This window comes from Bacillus sp. DB-2 (genome assembly GCF_003315125.1).
GTDB lineage: Bacteria > Bacillota > Bacilli > Bacillales > Bacillaceae_G > Bacillus_A > Bacillus_A mycoides.
Genome location: NZ_QNRN01000003.1, coordinates 20,333 through 46,256, shown reverse-complemented (window position 1 = coordinate 46,256; position 25,924 = coordinate 20,333). Strand labels below are relative to the sequence as shown.

General features: G+C 35.8%; 25 protein-coding genes and 4 tRNA genes. 3 read left to right on the top strand and 26 right to left on the bottom strand.

Features of this window, described 5'->3' with window-relative positions:
- Nucleotides 1–139: 139 nt before the first annotated feature.
- On the bottom strand, nt 140–787 hold the full coding sequence (gene trhA, locus DET63_RS05775) for a PAQR family membrane homeostasis protein TrhA (protein WP_105586729.1): 648 nt from the start codon (nt 785–787) through the stop codon (nt 140–142).
- Between the two features lie 164 nt (nt 788–951).
- Between trhA and DET63_RS05770 the strand changes: the two genes are divergently transcribed.
- Nucleotides 952–1,512, top strand: a complete 561-nt coding sequence (locus tag DET63_RS05770) for a DUF1836 domain-containing protein (RefSeq protein ID WP_002089923.1) — start codon at nt 952–954, stop codon at nt 1,510–1,512.
- A gap of 43 nt (nt 1,513–1,555) precedes the next feature.
- Here DET63_RS05770 and DET63_RS05765 read toward each other — a convergent pair whose 3' ends face one another.
- On the bottom strand, nt 1,556–3,001 hold the full coding sequence (locus DET63_RS05765) for a DEAD/DEAH box helicase (protein WP_113936116.1): 1,446 nt from the start codon (nt 2,999–3,001) through the stop codon (nt 1,556–1,558).
- A 179-nt stretch (nt 3,002–3,180) separates the two neighbouring features.
- Nucleotides 3,181–4,146 (bottom strand): lysozyme inhibitor LprI family protein, encoded by a 966-nt coding sequence (locus tag DET63_RS05760; protein ID WP_113936115.1) that lies wholly within the window; start codon nt 4,144–4,146, stop codon nt 3,181–3,183.
- 271 nt (nt 4,147–4,417) lie between these two features.
- Here DET63_RS05760 and guaC point away from each other — a divergent pair, with 271 nt between their 5' ends.
- Both guaC and pepF read left to right on the top strand, forming a co-directional pair.
- Complete coding sequence (gene guaC, locus DET63_RS05755) at nt 4,418–5,401, top strand: GMP reductase (protein WP_002068771.1); 984 nt, start codon at nt 4,418–4,420, stop codon at nt 5,399–5,401.
- 138 nt (nt 5,402–5,539) lie between these two features.
- Complete coding sequence (pepF, locus tag DET63_RS05750) at nt 5,540–7,357, top strand: oligoendopeptidase F (RefSeq protein WP_113936114.1); 1,818 nt, start codon at nt 5,540–5,542, stop codon at nt 7,355–7,357.
- Nucleotides 7,358–7,393: 36 nt separating this feature from the next.
- Here pepF and DET63_RS05745 read toward each other — a convergent pair whose 3' ends face one another.
- From DET63_RS05745 to DET63_RS05630, 23 genes are all read right to left on the bottom strand, one after another.
- On the bottom strand, nt 7,394–8,272 hold the full coding sequence (locus tag DET63_RS05745) for a radical SAM/SPASM domain-containing protein (protein ID WP_002016446.1): 879 nt from the start codon (nt 8,270–8,272) through the stop codon (nt 7,394–7,396).
- A gap of 180 nt (nt 8,273–8,452) precedes the next feature.
- Nucleotides 8,453–8,932 carry a 23S rRNA (pseudouridine(1915)-N(3))-methyltransferase RlmH gene (gene rlmH / locus DET63_RS05740; RefSeq protein WP_002130178.1) on the bottom strand — a complete coding sequence of 160 codons (480 nt, stop codon included), beginning with the start codon at nt 8,930–8,932 and terminating at the stop codon, nt 8,453–8,455.
- A gap of 59 nt (nt 8,933–8,991) precedes the next feature.
- Complete coding sequence (locus tag DET63_RS05735) at nt 8,992–9,177, bottom strand: CxxH/CxxC protein (RefSeq protein WP_002035001.1); 186 nt, start codon at nt 9,175–9,177, stop codon at nt 8,992–8,994.
- A gap of 53 nt (nt 9,178–9,230) precedes the next feature.
- A complete protein-coding gene (locus DET63_RS05730; protein WP_113936113.1) occupies nt 9,231–10,418 on the bottom strand; it encodes a S1C family serine protease in 1,188 nt (395 codons plus the stop codon).
- A gap of 63 nt (nt 10,419–10,481) precedes the next feature.
- On the bottom strand, nt 10,482–11,276 hold the full coding sequence (locus DET63_RS05725; RefSeq protein WP_113936112.1) for an MBL fold metallo-hydrolase: 795 nt from the start codon (nt 11,274–11,276) through the stop codon (nt 10,482–10,484).
- Complete coding sequence (locus DET63_RS05720; protein ID WP_002166372.1) at nt 11,260–12,096, bottom strand: two-component system regulatory protein YycI; 837 nt, start codon at nt 12,094–12,096, stop codon at nt 11,260–11,262. The genes DET63_RS05725 and DET63_RS05720 overlap by 17 nt, the downstream gene beginning before the upstream one ends.
- Entirely contained in the window at nt 12,077–13,414 is a 1,338-nt protein-coding gene (locus DET63_RS05715; protein WP_113936111.1) for a YycH family regulatory protein, read from the bottom strand. Before DET63_RS05715 ends, DET63_RS05720 begins: the two co-directional genes overlap by 20 nt.
- Nucleotides 13,411–15,246: a cell wall metabolism sensor histidine kinase WalK gene (gene walK, locus DET63_RS05710; protein ID WP_002166370.1), complete on the bottom strand. Its 1,836-nt coding sequence runs from the start codon at nt 15,244–15,246 to the stop codon at nt 13,411–13,413. Before walK ends, DET63_RS05715 begins: the two co-directional genes overlap by 4 nt.
- Before the next feature lie 3 nt (nt 15,247–15,249).
- On the bottom strand, nt 15,250–15,957 hold the full coding sequence (gene walR / locus DET63_RS05705) for a cell wall metabolism DNA-binding response regulator WalR (RefSeq protein WP_000971867.1): 708 nt from the start codon (nt 15,955–15,957) through the stop codon (nt 15,250–15,252).
- A gap of 282 nt (nt 15,958–16,239) precedes the next feature.
- Nucleotides 16,240–16,312 (bottom strand) — tRNA-Phe (locus DET63_RS05700).
- Nucleotides 16,313–16,353: 41 nt separating this feature from the next.
- Nucleotides 16,354–16,429, bottom strand: a tRNA-Asp gene (locus DET63_RS05695).
- 21 nt (nt 16,430–16,450) lie between these two features.
- Nucleotides 16,451–16,522: transfer RNA gene (locus DET63_RS05690), tRNA-Glu, on the bottom strand.
- Between the two features lie 13 nt (nt 16,523–16,535).
- A tRNA-Lys gene (locus DET63_RS05685) sits at nt 16,536–16,611 on the bottom strand.
- Nucleotides 16,612–16,765: 154 nt separating this feature from the next.
- On the bottom strand, nt 16,766–18,055 hold the full coding sequence (locus DET63_RS05675; protein WP_002138921.1) for an adenylosuccinate synthase: 1,290 nt from the start codon (nt 18,053–18,055) through the stop codon (nt 16,766–16,768).
- 215 nt (nt 18,056–18,270) lie between these two features.
- On the bottom strand, nt 18,271–19,632 hold the full coding sequence (gene dnaB, locus DET63_RS05670; RefSeq protein WP_002016457.1) for a replicative DNA helicase: 1,362 nt from the start codon (nt 19,630–19,632) through the stop codon (nt 18,271–18,273).
- A 27-nt stretch (nt 19,633–19,659) separates the two neighbouring features.
- The gene (rplI, locus tag DET63_RS05665; protein WP_044438332.1) at nt 19,660–20,106 is read right to left on the bottom strand and encodes a 50S ribosomal protein L9; all 447 of its coding nucleotides are present in this window, start codon (nt 20,104–20,106) and stop codon (nt 19,660–19,662) included.
- Nucleotides 20,103–22,076, bottom strand: coding sequence for a DHH family phosphoesterase (locus DET63_RS05660; protein ID WP_113936110.1), 1,974 nt, complete (start codon nt 22,074–22,076; stop codon nt 20,103–20,105). The genes rplI and DET63_RS05660 overlap by 4 nt, the downstream gene beginning before the upstream one ends.
- A 101-nt stretch (nt 22,077–22,177) precedes the next feature.
- On the bottom strand, nt 22,178–23,110 hold the full coding sequence (locus tag DET63_RS05655) for a YybS family protein (protein ID WP_113936109.1): 933 nt from the start codon (nt 23,108–23,110) through the stop codon (nt 22,178–22,180).
- 79 nt (nt 23,111–23,189) lie between these two features.
- The gene (rpsR, locus tag DET63_RS05650; protein ID WP_000918874.1) at nt 23,190–23,423 is read right to left on the bottom strand and encodes a 30S ribosomal protein S18; all 234 of its coding nucleotides are present in this window, start codon (nt 23,421–23,423) and stop codon (nt 23,190–23,192) included.
- A gap of 44 nt (nt 23,424–23,467) precedes the next feature.
- On the bottom strand, nt 23,468–23,989 hold the full coding sequence (ssb, locus tag DET63_RS05645; protein WP_000981963.1) for a single-stranded DNA-binding protein: 522 nt from the start codon (nt 23,987–23,989) through the stop codon (nt 23,468–23,470).
- Between the two features lie 26 nt (nt 23,990–24,015).
- Nucleotides 24,016–24,306: a 30S ribosomal protein S6 gene (rpsF, locus tag DET63_RS05640; protein WP_001233782.1), complete on the bottom strand. Its 291-nt coding sequence runs from the start codon at nt 24,304–24,306 to the stop codon at nt 24,016–24,018.
- Between the two features lie 191 nt (nt 24,307–24,497).
- Nucleotides 24,498–25,598, bottom strand: coding sequence for a redox-regulated ATPase YchF (gene ychF, locus DET63_RS05635; protein WP_002089951.1), 1,101 nt, complete (start codon nt 25,596–25,598; stop codon nt 24,498–24,500).
- A 115-nt stretch (nt 25,599–25,713) separates the two neighbouring features.
- Nucleotides 25,714–25,911 carry a DUF951 domain-containing protein gene (locus DET63_RS05630; protein WP_000436054.1) on the bottom strand — a complete coding sequence of 66 codons (198 nt, stop codon included), beginning with the start codon at nt 25,909–25,911 and terminating at the stop codon, nt 25,714–25,716.
- Nucleotides 25,912–25,924 lie beyond the last annotated feature (13 nt).

Sequence of the window (25,924 nt, the reverse complement as noted above, 5' to 3'; positions counted from 1 at the left end):
TATCACATATTTCTTACCATATGTTTATTATGCGAACACAGAAACTTACATTTTATCCCATGATTTTTTGTACAATACACGATTCAAATCAGGTAATAAAAAAAACGCCACATAACAGACATCGCGTGGCGTTTTTTGATTAAATTACGTAACAATATACACTTAGAAAATGTGCAAGACTACCTAACAATACAAAAACATGAAAAATTTCATGGTGTCCCATATATTTAAACTCCAACCATTTTGGCTTCGCACCGTAAATAAACCCACCAATTGTATAAAAAATGCCTCCAAGTACTAAGAAAATAATACCTCCTGTACTTAGATTCTCAGCTAGCGGTGCAAAGAATAGAACAATTAGCCAACCCATCAGAAGATAAATTGCTGTCGATAACCATCTTGGACAATTAAACCAAAACATTTTAAAAACAATACCACAAATTGCCGTTGCATAAACTAAACAGAATAATAGTAAACCATTTGCCGAATTTAATGTAATTAAACAAAAGGGTGCATATGTACCTGCAATTAATATGAAAATCATAGAATGATCTAGCTTCCTAAAGAAATAAATAACACGTTCACTAGCTACGACACTATGATACACAGCTGATGCCATATAAAGGACCATCATCCCGATACCGAATAAAATAACAGCTGTAATTGCAGCAACAGATGGCATCTTAACAGAAACTTTCACAAGCATAGCTAATAATGCAATAAATGATAATACAGCTCCTCCTAAGTGAGTAAATGCATTAACTGGTTCTCTTACATAAACATTCATATAAACACCCCTCATATAATTACATGTAGTTTTAATAACTACATGTAATTATATACACATTTTCCGTGCGGGTCAACATTTACAATTCATTTGTTTCGTAATACCATATTTAAAGATATACTAAACATTAAGTTCCACTAAGTTATAAAAGTGAGGGGTTCTACGTGGAAAATATAAATAAATTACTTGAATCATTACATTTAGAAAAAAGTATTAAACTTGAGGATATCCCAAATGTCGACTTATATGTAGACCAAGTTGTCCAACTATTTGAGAATACTTATGCGGATACAACGAGAACTAATGATGAAAAAGTATTAACAAAAACAATGATTAACAATTACGCAAAAGGGAAATTATTCATCCCTATCAAAAATAAAAAGTATTCAAAAGAACATATGATTTTAATCAGCTTAATTTATCAATTAAAAGGAGCTCTTTCCATTAATGATATAAAAAGCTCCTTAGAAAATATAAATGCACCGTTAATAAACGATGATACATTCGAATTAAACACTCTATATAAAGATTACCTTTCTCTTACTGACACCAATGTGGAAAGCTTTAAGCAAGATGTGAATAACCGTGTTAAGGAAGTAAACGAGGTTTCTTCCTTAGAAGATCCAAAGCTAGAAAAGTTTTTATTACTAACATCCTTCGTGACTATGAGTAATATGTATAGACGTTTAGCAGAGAAACTAGTTGATGACCTCAAAGAAACTTAAACAAAAAAACTATCCACCTGTTAGAGGTGGATAGTTTTTTTGTTTACTTAATTGCTTCATGAACCTTTAATTGTTTCCCTTTAATCGTTGTGTTTTTCATAATTTTTAAAACAAGTGGTCCTTTTCCATTTAATATTTCAACGTAAGAAACATTGTCTTGTATTGTAATAATACCTATATCTTCTGCTGTAACACCTTTAATTTTAGCAATTGTACCGACGAAATCTACCGCCCTAATTTTCTTTTTCTTCCCGCCATTAAAGTACAATTTCATAATTCCTTTGTTTAGGCCTGCATTTTTATCTTTCTTTATAATTGGTTTAGCATGTATCTTTTCCTCAAATACTGCTTTACCTTTCATAACTTCTTCTTTTGAAGGTGCAAGTGCCTTTGGAATTTCAAAGCCAATGTACTCCTCAATCTCTTCTAAAAATCTATTTTCATACGGCGTCATGAATGTAATAGCTTTCCCGTTATTACCAGCTCGTCCCGTTCTTCCCGTACGATGTACATAACTTTCTTTTTCTAATGGAATATCATAGTTAATAACATGTGTAATATTATCAATATCAATTCCTCTAGCAGCTACGTCTGTCGCTACTAAATAACGGAACTTTCCTTTTCTAAAATCGTCCATAACTTCAAAACGATCTTCTTGTACCATACCACCATGTATTTTGTCACAAGGATAGTTAACCCGCTTTAACTGTTGAAATACGTGATCTACATTTTCTTGCGTACGGCAAAAAATAATACAACTATCTGGATTCTCAATCGTTGTTACATCTTTAAGAAGTGAAAGCTTCTCCTCTTCTCTCATCTCAAAAAGTATATGTTCAATTTTATCTGTTGTAATCCCGGTAGCCTTAATTTCAATATGCGTTGGCGAATCCATATACGTACGAGATAACTTTTCAACATCTTTTGGAAGTGTTGCTGAAAATAGCATTGTCATTCGTTTTTTAGGTAATTCGTCAATAATTGCCTCTACTTGATCGATAAAACCCATATTCAGCATTTCATCCGCTTCATCAATAACTAAATACTTCAAACACTCTAAAGAAAGGGTACCTTTTTCAATATGATCTAACACACGGCCAGGAGTCCCAACTACAATATGTGTTTTTTGCTTTAACTCTAATTTTTGACGTGCAAATGGAGATTTGCCATAAACTGCAGCGGCCTTAATTCTTTTGAAACGACCTATATTCGTAATATCTTCTTTTACTTGCACCGCAAGCTCTCTCGTCGGTGTTAAAACTAAAGCTTGTGGCTTATTCTCTTCCCACTCCACCATTTCACAAAGTGGTATGCCAAATGAAGCGGTTTTTCCACTTCCAGTCTGTGATTTCACGACAAGGTCTTTCTTTTGCAAGGCAACTGGAATAACCTCTCCTTGCACTTCCGTTGGATGTTCATATCCTAAACCAGTAAGTGCTCTTACAATTTCTTTACTTAATGCATAATCAGCAAAACTTTTTTTACTCATATGTTAACCTCTTTTTATTCTGTATTATTTTCTTTTTTCGCTTTTCCTATCAATGAATCATCATATACCTTATTATGACCTTATTCATTATACTTGAAAGCTCACATAAAAAGGCGAATCATTCGTGATTCGCCTGACTAAACAAAAGGATCTTATATTTTAAAAACTTGTTAAAAATATTATTCCATATATTGCTCAACTAACTGATAACATCTTTCCCTCGTACTATTTGCATTCGATGAAATAGTTGCTATCCCTGATAATGTTCCCCGCCCAGATTCATTCCAAGCTTCTTCCGCCTTGCGATCTCGATACGTAATCCATTCACGCTGTTTCTCTCTCAAAGTGTTCATTTCACTTGTAGAAAGTTGCTTTTTCAAAACAGCATAAATCTCATTTAAAGCTTGATCCCATGCATCGTATCTTTTAACTTCCCCTTCTTTCATTTCAGTTGTAATTCCGTTCTCATATAAGTAATCGAGCTTTTTCAAACTCTCCTCAATACTATTTAGTTTAGTAATATATTCTGCCTTCTGACCGGTAATAACACTTTCTTTCTTCGGCTTCTCTTCTATTACTTTTTCTTCCTTACGGTTCTCATCTTTTGTTTTATCTACATCTACTGCCCTCGGCACACTCTGTATAATTTGTTCATTCGCATTTTGATAATATATTTTAAACTGTTCTTTCCCTTTCGTTTCCCTAATAATTACGTTAAGTTGCTCTTTTACATCCGCAAACTTCTGCTCGTTTTTCAACTCCTCTACTTTAACTAGCATTTGCTTATATTTTTCTTCCTCATCTTTTTGATTAGCTAAAACTTCTCGTTTTTCTTTTGCTTGTCTGGCTAATATAACTGAACTAGCAGCATCATTTTCAATTTCCCTCAATAACGAAATTGCTCGGTCTATATTACTTTCCTGTACTGCTTCAATCATTTTATTTGTTTGATTCACCTTCAGCCTGATTTCCCGATCATCCTTCTTTTCTTTTAATGCTAATTCAAAAGATGCAACTGCTCTATCGTATTCTTTATTTTCCAATGCTAAATCTCCTTGTTTCTCTGCCTTATCAAATGCATCATTATTGCTACATCCGGCAGTAACCAACAAAGTTATTCCTATTATTAGTATTAACTTTTTCATAGTATTTCCCCAGCCCCCTCGCTCAAAATAAGAAGCATACATACAATCTTATGCAATTATCGCAACTTTCCTTACTTTTTTATAAACGAACATTATTCATAAGAAATCTATTTAAATTCGTTTTTAACGTTATTTTTAAAACATATTGGCTTCTTTTTAAAAAAATGTTAAGAAAATCTTTGACTTCTTACTGAAAATGATGTAAATTATCCTATGGACGAACATTTTCAATCAATAAAAATAAAATATTCGTATTTTAGGGGTGTAAATGATGGAAAACGTATTTGACTATGAAGATATTCAATTAATTCCTGCAAAATGCATTGTAAATAGCCGATCTGAATGTGATACAACTGTCACTTTAGGAAAACATAAATTTAAATTACCTGTCGTACCTGCAAATATGCAAACGATTATTGATGAAAGAATCGCAACTTATTTAGCTGAAAATAATTACTTCTATATCATGCATCGTTTCCAACCAGAGAAACGAATTTCATTCATTAGAGATATGCAATCACGTGGATTAATTGCTTCAATCAGCGTTGGTGTTAAAGAAGACGAGTACGAATTCGTACAACAATTAGCTGCTGAGCAACTTTCACCCGAATACATTACAATCGATATCGCACATGGTCACTCTAACGCTGTGATCAACATGATTCAACATATTAAAAAACATTTACCAGAAAGCTTCGTTATCGCTGGAAACGTTGGAACTCCAGAAGCGGTAAGAGAATTAGAAAACGCTGGTGCTGATGCAACAAAAGTTGGCATTGGACCTGGTAAAGTTTGTATTACTAAAATTAAAACAGGCTTTGGAACTGGTGGTTGGCAGCTAGCTGCACTTCGCTGGTGTGCAAAAGCTGCAAGTAAGCCAATTATCGCTGACGGTGGTATTCGTACACATGGCGACGTAGCTAAATCAATTCGATTTGGAGCAACTATGGTTATGGTCGGTTCTCTATTCGCAGGTCATGAAGAGTCTCCAGGGGAAACAATCGAAAAAGATGGCAAACTTTATAAAGAGTACTTCGGTTCAGCTTCTGAATTCCAAAAAGGTGAGAAGAAAAACGTTGAAGGTAAGAAAATGTTCGTTGAGCATAAAGGTTCTTTAGAAGACACTTTAATCGAAATGGAACAAGATCTTCAATCTTCTATCTCTTACGCTGGTGGAACAAAATTAGACGCAATTCGTACTGTAGATTATGTAGTCGTGAAAAACTCTATTTTCAACGGGGACAAAGTATATTAATTTATAAATTCAACTAGAAGGACAAGCATTTTTTATGCTTGTCCTTCTTTTTCATGTATAAAAATGTAAAATATTTTCATTTCACTGAATTTTCTAGTATTATGTTTTTAGATACTTATAATAAGGGGGATGTAACAAATGAAAAATGTAATTGAGGAACGCCTTATTCGCGCGGAAGTCTCTACTGAATTGACATGGGACCTTTCTGATTTATACGAATCTGATAAAGAGTGGGAAACTGCATTACGTGTATTAACAGACGATATAAAAAAACTTGATGCATTTAAAGGACAATTACACACTAGCCCCGCTACCTTATTAAATTGCCTACTTTTAGAAGAAGAGCTTTTAATGAAGTTAACAAAACTCGGCGCATATGCAAATTTAAAAGAATCCGCTGATCGTACAGATTCAGTTATTCAAGCGAACTCTTCCAAAATTTCCGCTCTAGGAACGAATGTACATACCGCACTATCCTTTATTCATAACGAAATTCTCTCATTTGAGGAGGGAATAATTGAAAAATATTTAACTGAGGAAATAAAACTTGAACCTTTCCGTAAATCATTACTAGAGATACTCAAAAAGAGGCAGCACACACTCTCTCCTGAAACAGAAGAAGCTCTTGCTGCACTCGGCGAAGTTCATAGTTCACCCTACAAAATTTACGGCATGACTAAATTAGCCGATATGGATTTCCCTTCTATACAAGATGAACAGGGAAATGATTTGCCTGTATCGTTTGCATTATTCGAAAGCAAATATGAATTTTCTCCAAGCGCATATATACGTAAAAAAGCATATTCATCATTTGTTTCCACATTGAAACGATATAAAAATACAGTTGCAACAACATATGCTACTGAGGTAAAAAAACAAGTGGCGCTTTCTCGTTTGCGCAAGTACGAGTCCGTTACCCATATGCTTTTAGAGCCTCAAAAAGTTCCACTTGAAATGTATAACAACCAACTAGATATTATTTATAACGAATTAGCGCCTCATATGCGCCGTTTTGCAGATTTAAAAAAGAATGTATTAGGGCTTGATCAAATGCTTTTCTGTGACTTACATGCACCGTTAGATCCTGAATTTAATCCAACAATCACTTACGAAGAAGCTGGCAAACTCATTCAAGATTCTTTAAAAGTATTAGGAAATGAATATAGTTCCATTATCGAAAAGGGCTTCAAAGAAAGATGGGTAGACCTTGCAGATAACGTAGGAAAATCAACAGGTGCCTTCTGCTCTAGCCCATACGGTTCTCACCCTTATATTTTAATTACATGGCAGGGTACGATGCGCGGGTGTTTCACATTAGCTCATGAATTTGGACATGCTGGTCATTTTTATTTAGCAAATAAAAATCAGCGTATTATGAATGTGCGTCCATCTATGTACTTCGTTGAAGCTCCATCAACGATGAATGAATTACTATTAGCCCAGCATTTACTTGCGACTACTGAAGATAAGAGAATGCGCAGATGGGTTATTCTGCAACTACTCGGCACATATTACCACAACTTCGTTACCCATCTACTTGAGGGAGAATATCAAAGAAGAGTATACGCTCTAGCAGAAGAAGGGCAAGCACTCACAGCTACAACTTTAACTGAAATAAAAACGAAGGTCCTTTCGACATTCTGGGGAGATTCCGTAGAAATTGATGAAGGCGCCGGTTTAACATGGATGCGTCAACCTCACTATTATATGGGCTTATATTCTTACACATATTCTGCAGGACTAACTGCTTCTACCGCTGTAGCTCAAATGATTAAAGAAGAAGGACAACCTGCTGTTGATCGATGGCTTGATGTACTCCGTGCAGGCGGTACAATGAAACCACTCGAATTAATGAAACACGCTGGAGTAGACATGTCAAAACCAGATGCAATCCGTAAAGCTGTATCTTACGTCGGTTCCTTAATTGATGAATTAGAGCGTTCTTATCAAGAATAAAAATAAGCCCTCGTTTTATGAGGGCTTATTCTATATTTACTTTCCAAATCTTTTGCGGTATCCGCACTTTCTACACAGTTCTTCTACTGCAACCCTTTTTGAAAATCCATCTACAATATTGTTCGCTCTTTCGCCTTCAATAATATTAGAGAATGAATCATTATTAATATTTCCAAGATTAATAATTCCCTCACCATCTAGACAACAAGGAATAACCGTTCCGTTCGCTAAGATTCCAGCCTGATTTCGAAGACCATGACAGAATCCTTTTCCATCATCCTCTTCTTCATGCAATGCCGGCCACTGGAATTCATAGTCTTGATTAATAAAGACACGTTCCGCAATTTTTATACCTTTTCCCGGTGTAAGCTTCTCTTCAATTTGATAAGATAGATCAAACTCATTTTCAATTATAGATAATAAATCCCTATTTTTTTGGATTTCAGCATTTGTTTTATTATCCTGAGTTAAATTCCATAATCTTAGTGAAACGATTAAGTCCGATTGACTTGTTGCCTCTCTAATGAAAGAAAGTATACTCCTTACATAGCCCTCTTTATCTTGCGAACCTGGGTGTCCATCAAAACTGTGCAGTGAAAAATTCATTTGTCTTAACGCAGGCTTATTTAACAGTCTATGCCTTCTCTTATTAATTAACGTTCCGTTCGTTGTAATATTAACTTTAAACCCTTTTTCATGGCTTAAATCTAATAGTTGATCTATTTTCGGATGGAGCAACGGCTCACCCTTCACGTGCAAATAAATGTAGTCTGTGTGAGGTTTAATTTGGTCTAATCTTTTAGCAAAATCCTCTACAGAAATGAATTGCTTCTGCCTTTCCGTCGGCGGACAAAAGCTGCACGCAAGATTACATACGCTTGTAATCTCCAAGTAAAACTTCTTAAACTTCTTCACCTTTAATTCCTCACTTCTATGACTACTTATACTTTTTCCCTCTTCATATTACAGCATATTTTTTTAGAAATAGAAACATACTTATTTTAGGAAATCTACATACCATCTATTAATGTTTAAAAGACCATCGGTGATTTTTGTCCAATGGTCTTTTTTACTCTTTATATACAAATGAAAAATTTATTTATGATAAGGTTCACCACGATTAATCCGAAACGCTCTATACACTTGCTCAAGCAATACTAATCGCATTAATTGATGTGGTAATGTCATCTTTGAGAAAGAAAGAGATTCGTTTGAACGCTTCATTACTTCAGAACTAAGCCCCAGTGATCCACCAATTACAAATGTGATCTTGCTCTTTCCATATGTAGCAAGGCGATCTATACTTACCGCAAATTCTTCTGATGATTTTTGCTTTCCTTCTATTGCTAACGCAATGACGTGCGTATCATCAGAAATTTTATCCAGTATACGTATGCCTTCTTTTTCTTTTACAATTAACATTTCTGCTGCACTTAAATTTTCTGGTGCCTTTTCATCTGGCAATTCAATTACTTCTACTTTTGCGTACGAAGATAATCGTTTTAAGTATTCTGCTATACCTTGTTTTAAGTACTTTTCTTTTAATTTCCCAATTGAAATAATCGAGATATTCACATTTATTCCCCACCTTACAAACACGTTATCCACAGGACTTATCCACATATCCACAAATGTTACCCACATATTGTGTGAGAATCTGTGTTCGATACAACATATGTCGCCTCATTTTGACAAAATTCACATGTTTTTTTCTCTTCTTTAGAGTTATCCACATTGTTAATAACCGGTGCGACTTCACACTCATCCACAATGATATCTAATGCTAATTCAACATGTTCTAAACAACAAGGTAAATTCATATTCTTCACCTCACTTTTCTACAATAGAAAACAGGAGGTAGGCCCTCCTGTTTTTAATACTTTTGAATGCCTAATTTCACCGTTGTTGTCGCTCGTTTTGTACCACGATAAAACGTAAGAGTCATTTTATCATTAATTTTTTTATTATATAAGGCCGTGCGGAACCCAATAATATCGTGCACCGCTTTTCCATCTACCGCCACAATAACATCATGTTCTCTAAGACCCGCATCCGTACCTGGCGAAGGACTTTTCACATCTAAAATGCAGACTCCTTCTTTTACGTTATCTGGTAATCGTAACGTTTTTGACCAATAGTAACTCGGAATCTCGTTTAATGACCTTAGTTCAATCCCAACATAAGGTCTTTTTACTTTACCGTACTTTTCTAGTTCATTCATAATAGGAACAGCTCTCGTAACTGGAATAGCTAGTCCAATTCCTTCTACTTCTTTTGCTGCAATTTTCATTGAGTTAATACCTATTAATTGTCCCGCTACATTTACAAGCGCTCCACCACTATTACCTGGATTAATTGCCGCATCTGTTTGCAATACTTCTACTTGCCAATCGTAATGTCCATCTTGATTTAAATCTACAGGAACAATACGCTCATTAGCCGAAATAATACCTTGTGTGACAGTTCCGGAAAATTGTAGCCCAAGTGGATTTCCAATCGCAATAACTGGTTCTCCTCTACGAACGGTATTAGAGTCGCCAATTTCAATCACTTTCTTCACATACTTCGCATCTATTTCAAGTACCGCTAAATCAGTGACTACATCGGTTCCTAATACTTTACCTGGAATTTTCTTACCGTCACTTAAGCTCACTTCAATACGATTCGCCCCAGCAACAACGTGGTTATTCGTTACAATATACGCATTTCCATCTGTTTTCTTATAAATCACACCAGATCCTGTACCAGCTTCCGAATCAGCCTCTGAAAAATCGTCTCGTTGAATATTAATAACACCAACAACAGCCTCTGAAGCACGATCAACAGCGTCTACAAAGCTAATCTGTTTAACAGGAACATTTCCACTTTGAGCTTCAGCCATATTTTTTTCACTTGCTTCAGCTTGCGGAAGCTTACCTGCATGATTTGAAAATAAAGGAGCTCCAAATGCAAATAATGAAGCCCCTACAATTGTCCCTGCTATGCTAGAAATGACAATACCTTTATGTTTCTTTTTCCCTGCACGTTTAATACGATATTTTTCTTCATCAATAAAGGACATATTTGTTCACCTATCTTCCTGAAAACAACTATATTCACCTTTATTGTTTACTAAAATGAAGAATTATACGTATTGAATTTTCGTAGGCATTTTTTGATCCGTATCATGTATTTCAAAGGATTCTCCAACCCCAAAACCTTTTTCTTCTAATACTTGTGATACAGACATACGCGCTAATTCTTTCATGTTATTATCTAGGCTTAAATGCGCTAAATAAATGTGTTTTGTCTCATCTGTAATAACATCAGCCATCGCTAATGCAGCGTCCTCATTACAAACGTGGCCAACGTCGCTTAAAATACGTCGCTTAATGCTCCATGGATAGCGTCCCATACGAAGCATTTCCACATCATGATTGCTTTCAAACACGAAAGCATTTGCTCCCTTAATAACACCTTTCATACGATCACTTACGTAGCCCGTATCTGTAATAAGAGCTAACTTTCTATTATTGTTATGAAAAGCGTAAAACATCGGTTCCGCCGCATCATGAGAAACACCAAATGATTCAACTTCAATATCCCCAAATGTTTTCACGTCTCCTACTGAGAAAATGAATTTTTGATCAGTTGGGATATTGCCTACTAAATGTTCCATTGCATTCCATGTTTTCTCGTTCGCATAAACAGGTAAATCATATTTACGCGCCAATACACCTAATCCTTTAATGTGATCACTATGCTCATGTGTTACAAGAATACCTGATATGTCATTTATATTCAGTTCAGCCTGTTTAAATAACGCCTCTGTAGCTTTACCACTTAAACCTGCATCGACAAGCAGTTTTTTTTCATCTGTTCCTACATATAGCATATTCCCTGTACTTCCACTTGCAAGTACACTAAAATGCATGCTCATTCTTTCTCACTCCATTATGTTCTTCCGGCACTTGAGTTTCCCCTAATTCCATAACTTGTCCTTCAATTGCATTCACAAAAAAATCCTTTTTTTGTTCTGTCTTTAAGTTCCATGTTGGAGCAAGCACTTGTATATTAGAAGAAGACTCAGCAAGAGTCGCATATCCAATCTGCGCCTCTTTCACGTGCGTATTTTCTGCAATTTTATTTTTCAAATATATATTTTCTAAAGCTGTTTGAGCAGTAATAATTTCTTGCTCTTTCGTCTTTTCGCTTTCGCCCATTTCCTTCAAATCCGTTAACATTGTTTGTGTATACGAAATAAGCTCATTTTTTTCATTTAAATCTACAACAATCATCGCACGATTATTGTAGAAGATTGGTTTATCTTTATACTTTTGAAAGAAGTAAATTTTTGAGTCCTTTATTGCGCCAAACTCATATTTTTGTCCATCCAGCACATAATTTTTCAAAAACTCATTATACTTATCTTTTGACAATGATTTTGTATTTAAAAAAGGCTCTTTTAATTTACCCTCTATTTGATATTCGTCTTGCACATGCGCTGTCTGATTTTTTAAAGATTGCACATCTTCTTCTTTGAAACCCTTATTTTTCGCCATTATAAATGACTCTTTTTTCGGCTCTTTAGGAAAATTTCCCATAGTAATTTTTTCAGCTTTTAATTGTTGATCGATTTTCGTTTCCGTCACAAGTTCTAATTGATTACTATCTTGCTTTTGAATGAACTGAAAGATAAGAAAGAGGTCTAAAACAAAAAAGGTCACAATAAATATTGTTTTAATTCGATCCCAATCCATTTAGTCCCCCCTCACTCCATTCATATATTTGTTGCTTACCATCTTCTTCACATTTTACATACCATATCGGCTGTAAGACAGCGATTCTCACATCACTGATGGACGGTTCCAATGACATTTTATAACCAATACCAACATCCTGAATTGATTTTTTATCAATTTCTGGATTATTCTCTAATGATGTCATCACTGTACGACCTGATGCGAGAGAAGTTGTTTGTTGTTTACTAGGCAAAGTAATACTGAACTCAAAAAAGGGTCTTTCATACTGCATAATTTCACCTGAACCCCATACTTGTTTTAATTCCGCTATTCCATTTGCATTAAATACAGGCAAACCATCCTCATATAAACGGAATGAAGTTTTCCTCCCATTAATATAATCAAAACGATAGGACTTCAAGGATCCACTATGCCCACTTACAAAGTCAAAACTTTTTTGTAAAATTACCGCATTATCCGTAGATTTATCACCATGTACAGCGGAATTTTTATATTTCAACATTGCATCCGATTTATCAATTTCCATAGAACGGATGCCATCTGTAAATGTTTCCTTTGTTTTCTCAGAAATAGGACTTAAATAACGTGGATCACTAAATAAAGCATTTTTAAATGGATCCACTTCTAGTTTAGCTGTAATATACTCTGCCTTACTTAATTCCGTAATCCCCTCTGGTAAAAAAAGTTTTTTTGTATCATTTATTTGATACTCAAAATATGGTCTTGCTACTGTTATAAGTTGATTTTGAGCATTTATAATATCCTTTATATAAGCACCACTCAATGTTGCTTGATATATTTTATGAGGAGTATCATAGGAAACAAAGCTAACTTTAATTTCTTGGTCCTTACTTCTAGAAGGATCAATTATAATACGATTAAAACTTCTGTTACTTTCTATGTTTTTATTTTTAATATTAAACATATTTTTAATCGTATCTAACGGGATATTTGTAGGAAAAACAAATTCAATTTTTTCTTCTCCGTGTACATAAGACAGAAAATCACCTTTAGGGACTGTCCCCGTTATTTCCTCGAAATTATGTAATTCTCCGTTTTCAAGAATTTTATAGATCGAATCCACATTTTCCTTCTTTTCGCTTACATAATGATTTTTCTCTTTATGAATAACGACAGAGGATGGGCGAACAACCTCCGAAATCTTTATCGTATTTATCTCTTCGTTACCTTGAACGAACTTTGTATTTTGCATAGAAGTAGAATCAGGAACATATGTCCACAAGTTAAAAGTAAGAAATAGACTAATGACAACCAAATTAATTAGAACTATCGTTTTAAAGTTTTCCATACTCATTCCCAATCGTCCTCTTCATCTGTCGCCATTGGCAATGTGAAATAAATAGTTGTCCCTTTTCCTTCCTCACTTTTCGCCCAAACCGAGCCGCCATGTGCCTCAATCATTTCTTTCGCAATAGCTAACCCAAGACCTGTACCACCCATTTGTCTCGAACGCGCTTTATCTACACGATAAAAACGTTCAAATATTTTATCTACATTTTCTTTCGGAATTCCCATTCCTTGATCACTCACACTAATCTCTAATAACTCCCCGCGGTCACGTAGGCGATATGTTACTGTACCACCTTCTGGCGAATATTTTAGTGCATTGGAAATAATGTTATATAAAACTTGTGTAATTTTGTCTGTATCCATATCAATAAATCGAGATTTTTTAGAGAAAGATCGTTTGAAGCTTACATTTTGCTCTTTAGACATTTCAAAACGATCGATAACGTTATTAAAGAAATCAGTAAAGTCGACCCATTCCTTCATTAAGCGATGTTCTGTACTATCTAGTTTAGATAGTTGTAACAATGCATTTACAAGTCTGATCATTCTTTCCGTTTCCTCTTGTGTAACCGTTAAAAATTGCGGTGCAATATTGGGATCTTGCCATGCTCCATCAGTAAGTGCTTCTAAGTAACTGCGCATCGTTGTTAACGGCGTTCTTAACTCATGAGATACGTTCGCAACAAACTCACGGCGCTCTTGTTCTATCCGCTCCTGCTCTGTTACATCATATAATACAGCAATTAAACCATTTGCCTTCCCTGTTTCTTTTTGAATAACAGAGAAACTAGCACGTAAAATATATGGTTCATTTCTCGTACTAAAATCTAATAAAACTGAATCAGGCTCTTCATATAAATGATCCAGTGTAAATTCTTCTTGTATTCCTAGCACTTCTAACACTGATTGATCTAGCGCCGTTTCGCGCGAAACATTTAACATCTTTTCCGCAGGATCATTTAATAAAATGATATCCCCTTTTCGATCAGTAGCAATTACTCCATCTGTCATATGTGATAAAACGGATGATAATTTTCGTCTTTCACTTTCTGTGGAGGAACGAGCTTGTTGTAATTTTTTAGATAAATTGTTAAAAGATAATGCTAATTGTCCAATCTCATCGTGACTATGCACCTTTACTTTTCGCGAATAATTTCCTTTCGCCATTTCAATTGCTTGTCTTCGCATATCTGAAATTGGTCTCGTAATTGTTTGAGCCAATAAAATTCCAAGTACAGCTGTTACTAATAAAGCAATTACTGTCCCCGTTGCGAAAATTTGGTTGATGTCCTTCATTTGTTTGTACACATCTTCCATAGATGCAACGATATGAATGACACCAAGTACCTCTCCGCCTGGCTCTTTTAGAATAGGGGTAATCATAACTTGAACTCGATGACCTGTATTTCCATCTTTCTCAATCTTTGACTCTGGTTTCTTTTGTACCATTACACGTTGTACAGCTGTATCTGCTGACGTTCTTCCTACCTTATTTTGCTTAGACCCGTCTGAAATTGCCATTAATTTTTTAGTAGAATCAATTACACTTACTTCTTGAATATCTTTCTTACGATCTGATGCGAATTTTTGAATCGAATCATTAATAGCTTTATCTACTGATTCTGTTTTAGGACGTTCTTTTACAAACTCTTGCTTCAGGTTATAAGAAAGTAGATTTGTTTGCTGCGTTAAGGAATCTTGAAAGCCTTTTACAAGGCTTTTTTCTAATTCCCTGACGAAATATACACCAATTACTTGCATTGCTATTAATATTAACAGCATATATATGAGCACAAATTTTAAATGAATAGATTGAAAAAAACCAACTTTCTTCATATACTATTCCTGTTCTGGGTCACGCAAGTAATACCCTACCCCACGTCTAGTTACAATTAAAGTAGGATGACTTGGATTATCTTCAATTTTTTCGCGTAAACGACGTACTGTTACGTCTACTGTACGTACATCTCCAAAATAATCATAACCCCAAACTGTTTGTAATAAATGTTCACGAGTCATTACTTGACCTAAATGCTTCGCTAAATAATGTAGTAATTCAAATTCACGATGTGTAAGCTCAATGCTTTCTTCACGCTTTGTTACACTATAAGCGTTCGAATTGATAACGATTGGTCCAATAACCATTTCGGTATTTTCTTCTTTCTCTGCAGCACCACCCTGCTGATGGCGACGTAAATTCGCTTTCACACGAGCAAGTAACTCCCTCGTACTAAATGGCTTCGTTACATAATCATCTGCCCCAAGCTCAAGCCCTAATACTTTATCAATTTCAGAGTCTTTTGCTGTAAGCATAATAATTGGCATTTCTGAGCTTTTACGTATTTCACGACATACCTCTAAACCGTCTTTTCCCGGTAACATAATATCTAATAAAACCATATCTGGCTGTTCTTCATTTGCTTTTTCAATCGCTTCATCACCATCATGCGCCATTACAATTTCAAAACCTTCTTTTTCTAGGTTGAACTTCAAAATATCCGCAATTGGCTTTTCATCATCAACTACTAAAATTTTCTTTCCCATCATCGTCTATTTCCTCCTTATAAAAATATGATCAATAATCCTCAAACATATTGGTGTTTCTATAGTATGTTCCTATATGACAACAATCTTAGTCTAAGTATTTCTCCTCTATTCTCATAGACTCATGTATCATCCACTTTTACACGGAATCCTATACGATCTATAGAAAAACCTCTAGCTTCAACTGCTAGAGGCTCCTCATTCTATTGTAAAATAACTACCCACATTTGTAAAACTGGACAAAATAAAAAGGATATTAAGTGGGCCCACTTAATATCCTGAGAGTGGCTCGGGACGGAATCGAACCGCCGACACGAGGATTTTCAGTCCTCTGCTCTACCGACTGAGCTACCGAGCCAAAACTATATATAAAACCACTAATGGTGGTATAAACAAAAGTGGCGGTCCCGACCGGGGTCGAACCGGCGATCTCCTGCGTGACAGGCAGGCATGTTAACCACTACACCACGGGACCAAAAATGAACATAAAAAAACATGACCCGTACGGGATTCGAACCCGTGTTACCGCCGTGAAAGGGCGGTGTCTTAACCACTTGACCAACGGGCCACGAAAAATAAAATGGTGAGCCATGAAGGATTCGAACCTTCGACCCTCTGATTAAAAGTCAGATGCTCTACCAACTGAGCTAATGGCTCATACTCACCAACGTCATATTTTCGTGACGACAAGACATATCATAACATGTTATCTTTCATTTTTGCAATACCTTTTCTTATTTTTTATAAAAAAATAAGAAAAAACTCATAAAAATATGAGTTTTTTCTTAAAAAAATCAATTTTTTATATCAATTAAGCTTCGTATACATTACGAACGATATTCGTTTGATTACGATCTGGTCCAACCGAGAACATAGATAATTGGATTCCTGTTAATTCAGAAACACGCTCTACGTATTTTCTTGCATTTTCAGGAAGTTCATCCAATGATTTCATAGCAGTAACATCTTCTGTCCAACCTGGAAGCTCTTCATATACAGGCTCACATTTCGCTAAAATGTTTAAGTTAGCTGGAACTTCATCGATAACTTCACCATTGTATTTGTAAGCAACACAAATTTTAAGAGTTGGGATACCTGTTAATACATCGATAGAGTTTAATGATAAGTCTGTTAAACCACTAACACGACGTGCATGTCTTACAACAACGCTATCGAACCAACCTACACGGCGTGGACGACCAGTTGTTGTTCCGTATTCACGACCAACTTCACGAATTTGATGACCGATTTCATCATTAAGTTCCGTAGGGAATGGACCATCACCTACACGGCTTGTATATGCTTTACATACACCTACAACGCGAGTAACTTTCGCAGGACCAACTCCAGTTCCAACTGTTACACCACCAGCAATTGGGTTAGAAGATGTAACGAATGGATACGTACCGTGGTCGATATCAAGCATAACACCTTGTGCACCTTCAAATAATACACGATGATTGTTATCTAGTGCATCATTTAATACGACAGATGTATCGCATACATACTGTGCGATTTGTTGTCCGTATTCGAAGTACTCTTCAAAGATTTCTTCTACGCTGAAACCTTCTGTATCGTACATTTTTTCAAATAAACGATTTTTTTCCACTAAATTGCGCTCAAGCTTCTCTTTAAATGCTTCACGGTCTAAAAGATCAGCCATACGGATACCAATACGAGCAGCTTTATCCATATATGCAGGACCGATACCTTTTTTCGTTGTACCGATCTTGTTATCACCTTTACTCGCTTCTTCTAACTCATCTTGTTTTAAGTGATAAGGTAAAATAACGTGCGCACGGTTACTTACACGTAAATTATCAGTACTTACACCACGATCGTGTAAGTATTTTAACTCTTCAAGTAATGCTTTCGGATCTACTACTAAGCCGTTTCCGATTACACAAATTTTCTCTTTATAGAAAATACCAGATGGAATTAAGTGTAATTTATATTTAACTCCGCCGAAAACAATTGTATGTCCCGCGTTATTTCCACCTTGATATCTTGCAACTACTTCCGCATGCTCAGAAAGAAAATCAGTGATTTTACCTTTTCCTTCGTCGCCCCATTGTGTTCCTACAACTACTACTGAAGACATTATTAAAGCACCTCCGCAATTTTCAAACGATCTATTCAAACAATATAATTGTACCAAAACAGAAAGAGAAGTCAACCAAAAAGCGAACATTTTTTTATGGAAAAACGTTTTCGTTCGTAAGAATTACATATTCACCTTATGAAAGCCCTATCTTTCATATAAAAAAAAAGAAACACATCTTATTATAAGAAATGCGTTTCTTTTTTATACTGCCTTTATGCGTGCGGTGCATGTCCATCCTCAAAGCGGCGTTCTAAGTTGACGAATTTATTAAATTCCTTAACAAACGCAAGCTCTACTGAACCTACCGGACCATTACGTTGTTTTGCAATGATAATTTCAATTGTATTTTTATTTTCTGTTTCACGATCATAGTAATCTTCACGATATAGGAAGGCTACAATATCAGCATCCTGCTCGATACTTCCTGATTCACGAATGTCAGACATCATCGGACGTTTATCTTGACGAGATTCTACACCACGAGATAACTGCGACAAGGCGATAACAGGTACTTGCAATTCACGTGCAATCCCTTTTAATGTACGAGAAATCTCAGATACTTCCTGCTGACGGTTTTCTCCTGATTTCCCACTTCCTTGAATAAGCTGTAAATAGTCAATCAAAACCATCCCAAGACCTTGTTCTTGCTTTAATCTACGACATTTTGCTCGAATCTCATTTACTTTAATCCCTGGTGTATCATCAATATATATACCAGCATTAGAAAGGCTACCCATCGCCATTGTTAATTTCGCCCAATCATCAGAAGTTAATGAACCGGTACGAAGTCTTTGCGCATCAATATTTCCTTCCGCACAAAGCATACGCATAACAAGCTGATCAGAGCCCATCTCCAAACTAAAAATCGCTACATTTTCATCAGTTTTCGTCGCTACGTTTTGTGCGATATTTAATGAAAATGCAGTTTTCCCCACCGACGGACGCGCTGCTACGATGATTAAATCATTTCGCTGAAAACCCGCGGTCATCTTATCTAATTCAGTAAATCCAGTTGGTATCCCGGTAACTTCACCCTTTTGATTATGCAAAAGTTCAATTTTATCATAAGCATCTACAAGAACATCTTTAATGTTTTGGAATGCTTTGGCATTTGTTTGGTGAGATACTTCTAATATTTTTTTCTCAGCCTCATTTAAAAGGCCATCCACATCATCTTCTCGCTCGTATCCATCCGATACAATATGAGTCGCCGTTCGAATTAAACGACGTAAAAGTGCCTTTTCAGCGATGATGCGTGCATAATATTCTACGTTAGCAGCTGTTGGAACAACTTCTGCTAACTCTGCTAGATAAGAAACCCCACCAACTTCTTCTAGCAATCCTTGATCAGCCATCGCTGATGTCATTATTACTAAGTCGATTGGTTCTCCCTTATCAGACAACCCAAGCATGACTTCAAAAATCTTTTGATGTTTCGTTCGATAAAATGAGTCAGGTACCAATAGTTCCGATGCTGACGTTAACGCATCCTGATCAATTAATATGGCACCTAAGACTGCCTGCTCAGCTTCTATATTATGCGGAGGGGTACGATCAGCCATTACATCACTCATGCGCAATCCTCCTTGCTTAATTTATTTTTATTGTTCACTAACATGAACTTTTACTGTTGCTGTTACTTGCGGATGCAATTTCACAGTCACGTTTGTATAACCTAATGCACGGATTGCATCATCCATTTCAAATTTACGTTTATCAAGTTTAATCTTGTGTGACTTTTGCATTACATCTACAATTTGTTTACTCGTAATAGAACCAAATAAGCGGCCACCTTCTCCAGATTTCACCTTTACTTCTACAGTTAATTTCTCTAATGTTTCTTTCAGCTCTTTTGCATTCTCAACTTCTGCTGCTGCATCTTTTTCCTCTTTGCGCTTTTGAGCATCTAAAGTTTTCATACTGCTGTTTGTCGCTTCGGCAGCTAACCCCTGTTTTAGTAAGAAATTATTTGCATAACCGTCTGGTACGTTTTTTATTTCTCCTTTTTTACCTTTACCTTTTACGTCTTTTAGAAAAATTACTTTCATGATTGTGTGCCTCCCTGTAAATAGTCATCAATAACAAATCGAAGCTTCTCCTCCGCTTCATCTACTGTAACATTTTTCATTTGTGTGGCTGCATTTGTTAAGTGCCCGCCACCTCCTAAATTCTCCATAATTAGCTGTACATTCAACTCACCTAAAGATCTACCACTAATTCCAATGAAATTTTCTCCACGTTTTGCAATAACAAACGATGCAATGATACCTGTCATTGTCAATAATGTGTCTGCTGATTGTGCAATAAGTACTTGGTCATAATATTCATCACTATCAACTTTAGCAATCGCAATTCCATTTTTATAAATGTACGCATTTTTAATGGCTTTTGCAACTCGTAAATACTGACCCATATCTTCTTTTAAAAGTTCTTGTACAAGTACAGTGTCTGCGCCATGCGAGCGTAAATAAGAAGCGGCATCAAATGTACGAGCGCCTGTACGGAATGTAAAACTTTTCGTATCAACAATAATACCAGCTAACAATGCCGTTGCTTCTAACATTGTCATCTTTAAATTTTTCGGTTGATACTCAAGTAATTCTGTAACAAGCTCTGCCGTTGAAGAAGCGTATGGCTCCATATAAACAAGTAATGGATCTTCAATGAAATCTTCCCCGCGGCGATGATGGTCAATAACTACTACATTTTCAATCTTGTGTAACAGTTTTTCCTCCATCACCATTGAAGGTTTATGCGTGTCAACAACAACAAGTAATGAATCATCATTTGCAAATTCCATCGCTTGCCCTGGTGTAATAAAATGTGACCATAACTCTTCATTTTGTTTCACTTTATCCATCAAACGTTTGATTCCTTTATCAGAATCATTTTCATCTAATACAATATATCCTTTGCGCTCGTTTAATTGAGCTACCTTTAAAATACCAATCGCTGCACCAATCGCATCCATATCAGGAGCTCTATGCCCCATTATAATGACATTACTGCTTTCTAATACTAAATCCTTTAATGCATGCGAAATAACCCTAGCACGTACACGAGTACGCTTTTCAACCGGATTCGTCTTACCTCCGTAAAACTTAACTTTACCCGTTGCTTGTTTAATAGCTACTTGGTCTCCTCCTCGTCCTAATGCAAGGTCTAAACCAGATTGAGCCATCGCTCCAAGCTCTGATAAAGGTAAATCACCTGAGCCAACACCAACACTTAATGTAAGTGGTATATTCCTTTTTGATGTTTCTTCACGCACTTGATCCAAAATACTAAATTTCCCTTTCTCCATTTGCGCTAAAATACTTTCATTTAGTACAACGAAGAATCGTTCTGAAGATGCACGTTTCAAATATGCACCATACTTAACGGCCCATTCATTTAGACGTGACGTCACAAGACTTGTTATATTCGTACGTAATTGGTCATCTAATCCTTGTGTAACTTCATCATAGTTATCTAAATAAATAACAGCTAAAACAGTGCGTTGATCTTCATACATCTTTTCAATTTCTGTTTGTTCCGTTACATCAAAGAAATAGATTAGCTTTTCTTCTTTCCTTACAAAAACACGAAACTTTCGATTGTTTAAAGAAACTATATCGTCAGAAGTTTCCCCCTTAATAAAAAGGAGTAATGTTTCTGATACATCGTAAAGGTGCCAACCAGCTAATGCATGCTGTCCCAAACATGATGATAAATAAGGATTCGCCCAATCAATCCCATAATCCTTATTGTATAACAAAATACCAATTGGCATTTGGTTAAATGCTTCATTACTCACTTTCTTTACCCTTGTAATCATATCTGTCGTATGTTTTTCAAAATTCCTTTGAAAGTTAAGTTCAAATCGTATAACTAAAAAGAAAACGATGCTAAAAATAAAAAAGGCAGCTATCCCCATAATTAAGTGAAAATAACAGAGAATCGAGATTAGCACCAACACAAAAAATGCCAATACGTAAACAGGATATAAAAACCACTGTTTCTTATAAAATTCAGGCATGTATACAACTCCTATAACGTAAAACCAACTCAATTTCTAGTTAGTTAAACAGATTAAACACCTTAAAACAGCATAAAAATGCTGTTTTATCCCTTTGTTTTTCATTGCATTTTAGAACGCAATGAAATCCCTAAATCAATTATACCTAAGATTGTCACAAGAGGAAACAGCATTGGAATAAACATACATACGATAAAACTAATAATAGGAACACCTTTCGTAAAACCTTTTTTGTGTGCTAAAAAGGTGATAAACGTTAATCCTTGCAATACGAGCAGCAACGCAAAGATCACATATAGATTAGAAAATACCATATGTAAATATGATGTTGGTTCAACTTTTATGAAAGTTGATAGCAAAATAAATATGACGTAATACCAGACAATACTCTTTGGCAATTGTATATCTTTAAATTTAGGCCAAGGTGTCACGCCATACTTTAATTTTCTCAAAACACTACCTGATATTAGCACTGTGATCCAAGAAAAACATACAGAAATTAGCACAAGTATACTTGGAAATAACGTTTGTAATATATCGTTCATTTGTGCAAACAACTCTTTTTGTTCCTTACTAACTGGCATACCAGCAGCATTTGCTATCTTTTCACTTTGCACCATACTTTCATTAAACATATTTTGCATTTGCTTCATTAAATCTATGTTAAAAAACTTTATACTCCCCACATAAATGAGCATCATACCAATTAAATATGCAAGTGTTCCAGCTATTAATATCTCCACTGATTTTTTCCCTTTTTTATACATATATCCTAATACAACACCTATTAATCCAAACATCACTGTCTTTATGAGACTAATTGGTTGACTCACGATAACTGTAACAAAAAGCGCCGCTACAAAAATCATGAATACATTAGATAGTTTATGTCTTACTGTTAATAATATAAATGGTAACGGCAACGCAAATGTTGCAACTGTACCTAAAATCGGAACATACATAGATATCAGCAATAAAATTGCATATATCGCCAATAACGCTGCACCCTCAGTAATAAATTTCGTACTTTTCATCATCTAACCTCTCTTTCAAAAAGAAAAGCATAGCAAAATGCACAGTAGAGTCCGACTCTACTGTGCATTTCATACGCTATTATTCACCAACATATGGTAAAAGTGCCATTTGACGAGCACGTTTAATTGCAACTGTAAGTTTGCGTTGGTATTTCGCGCTTGTTCCTGTTACACGACGAGGTAAAATTTTACCGCGCTCAGAAACGAAACGTTTTAATAAATCAACATCTTTATAGTCAATGCGAGTGATGCCGTTAGATGTGAAGAAACACACCTTACGACGCTTCGCACGTCCACCTTTGCGTCCTGCCATGTCTATTCCCTCCATTCTTTGTTAAAAATAGCCGATTCACACCATTAAAATGGTAAATCGTCGTCCGAAATGTCAATCGGTTGACCAACATTCGAAAATGGATCGTCATTCTTCGTAAATCCAGAGTTACCTTGATTACCTTGGTTACCTGAATTACTAGATTGACCAAATGGGTTAGAGCTTTGGTTACCGAAACCAGCTCCTGATGGTTGCTGATTGAATGAACCACGTTGCTCCCCACCGCCATTACGCGGCTCTAAAAATTGTACGCTCTCCGCAAGAACTTCTGTTACATATACACGTTTACCATCTTGTCCATCGTAATTACGAGTTTGAAGACGTCCGTCTACGCCTGCTAAGCTACCTTTTTTCAAATAATTTGCCACGTTTTCTGCTTGTTTACGCCATATTACACAATTAATAAAGTCAGCTTCACGCTCACCTTGTTGATTCGCAAATGCGCGATTCACAGCTAACGTAAAAGTAGCTACTGCAACACCATTGGGCGTGTAACGTAAGTCAGGGTCCTTAGTTAAACGACCAACGAGGATAACACGATTCATCAATCGAACCACTCTCCCTTATATATCAATTATTTTTCTTCTTCTTTAACAACGATATGACGAAGGATATCTTCGTTGATCTTAGCTAAACGGTCGAATTCGTTAATCGCCTCTGAGTTAGAGTTCACGTTTAAGATCATGTAGAAACCTTCACGTAAGTCGTTGATTTCGTAAGCTAAACGACGCTTACCCCACTCTTTCGTGTTAATGATTTCTGCACCATTGTTTGTTAAAACACCTGCAAAACGTTCAACTAAAGCTTTTTGAGCTTCTTCTTCAACGCCAGGACGAATGATGTACATAATTTCGTACTTTCTCATTACACTTTCACCTCCTTTTGGTCTAAACGGCCCATAATGGGCAAGGAGCAATTAATTTATAGTAATTACTCACGAGTTTAGATTATATCATAGTAAGTTATATGAATCAACTCACCAATACGTAAAAAACTTGGCAAACATATAATATATTTGCCAAGTTCATATCTTTATTTTTCCTAGGAAATATTAAATTAAACGTTAAAGCGGAAGTGCATAACATCTCCGTCTTTTACGATATACTCTTTTCCTTCTAAACGTACTTTTCCAGCTTCTTTTGCAGCTGTCATAGAACCGTTTGTCATTAAATCATCATAAGAAACTGTTTCCGCACGAATAAATCCACGCTCAAAGTCTGTATGAATTACACCAGCACATTGTGGTGCTTTCATACCTTGTTTAAACGTCCATGCACGTACTTCTTGCACACCAGCTGTGAAGTAAGTAGCAAGTCCTAATAAATCATATGCAGCACGAATTAATTGATCTAAACCAGATTCTTCAATGCCTAGTTCTTCAAGGAATACTTTTTTCTCTTCCTCGTCTAGCTCAGCGATTTCTTCTTCGATTTTTGCACATACAACGATTACTTGAGAATTTTCATTTGCTGCAAATTCTTTTACCATTTGTACATATTTATTGTCAGAAGGATCCATAATATCATCTTCACTTACGTTTGCTACATATAGCATTTCTTTCGTTGTAAGTAAATGAAGGCCTTTAACAATCTTCATTTGCTCTTCTGTAAATTCAACAGTACGAGCTGGTTTTCCCTCTTCAAAAGCTTCTTTTAAACGAACTAAAATTTCATGCTCATATACAGCTTCTTTATCTTTTTGTCTTGCTAACTTCGCAACTCGTTCGATACGCTTATCAACAGATTCCAAATCCGCTAAGATTAGTTCTAAGTTAATTGTTTCAATGTCATCAATTGGATCTACTTTTCCTGAAACGTGCGTAATATTTTCATCTTCAAAACAACGAACAACTTGGCAAATTGCATCTACTTGACGAATGTGAGATAAGAATTTATTTCCTAACCCTTCACCTTTACTCGCACCTTTTACGATACCTGCAATATCAGTAAATTCAAATACAGTCGGAACAGTTTTTTTCGGTTCTACTAATTCCGTTAATTTATTTAGACGCTCATCTGGTACTTCTACAATCCCTACGTTTGGATCGATTGTACAGAATGGATAGTTCGCAGATTCTGCTCCTGCTTGTGTAATTGCATTAAATAAAGTGGACTTACCTACGTTAGGTAATCCAACAATCCCAGCCGTTAATCCCATATTTTTCACTCCTATGTCTCAATCTTTCATCATTATAGATAGTAACGAAAAAAATGACAAGTTTCCACCAAATGAAAAAAAGCAACGGCTGTCTACTGCAGCTGTTGCTTTTTCACTATTCTTCGTGCTTCACAAGTATTTTTTTCACCTTGCGATCAAACTCTCTTCGAGGAATCATTACCGAATGGTCACACCCCTCGCACTTAACGCGGATATCCATTCCCATACGAATAATCTTCCAGCGGTTTTCACCACATGGATGGGCTTTCTTCATTTCCACAACATCGTACAAGTTATATTGCTTTTGCTCCATTCTCTAAATCCCT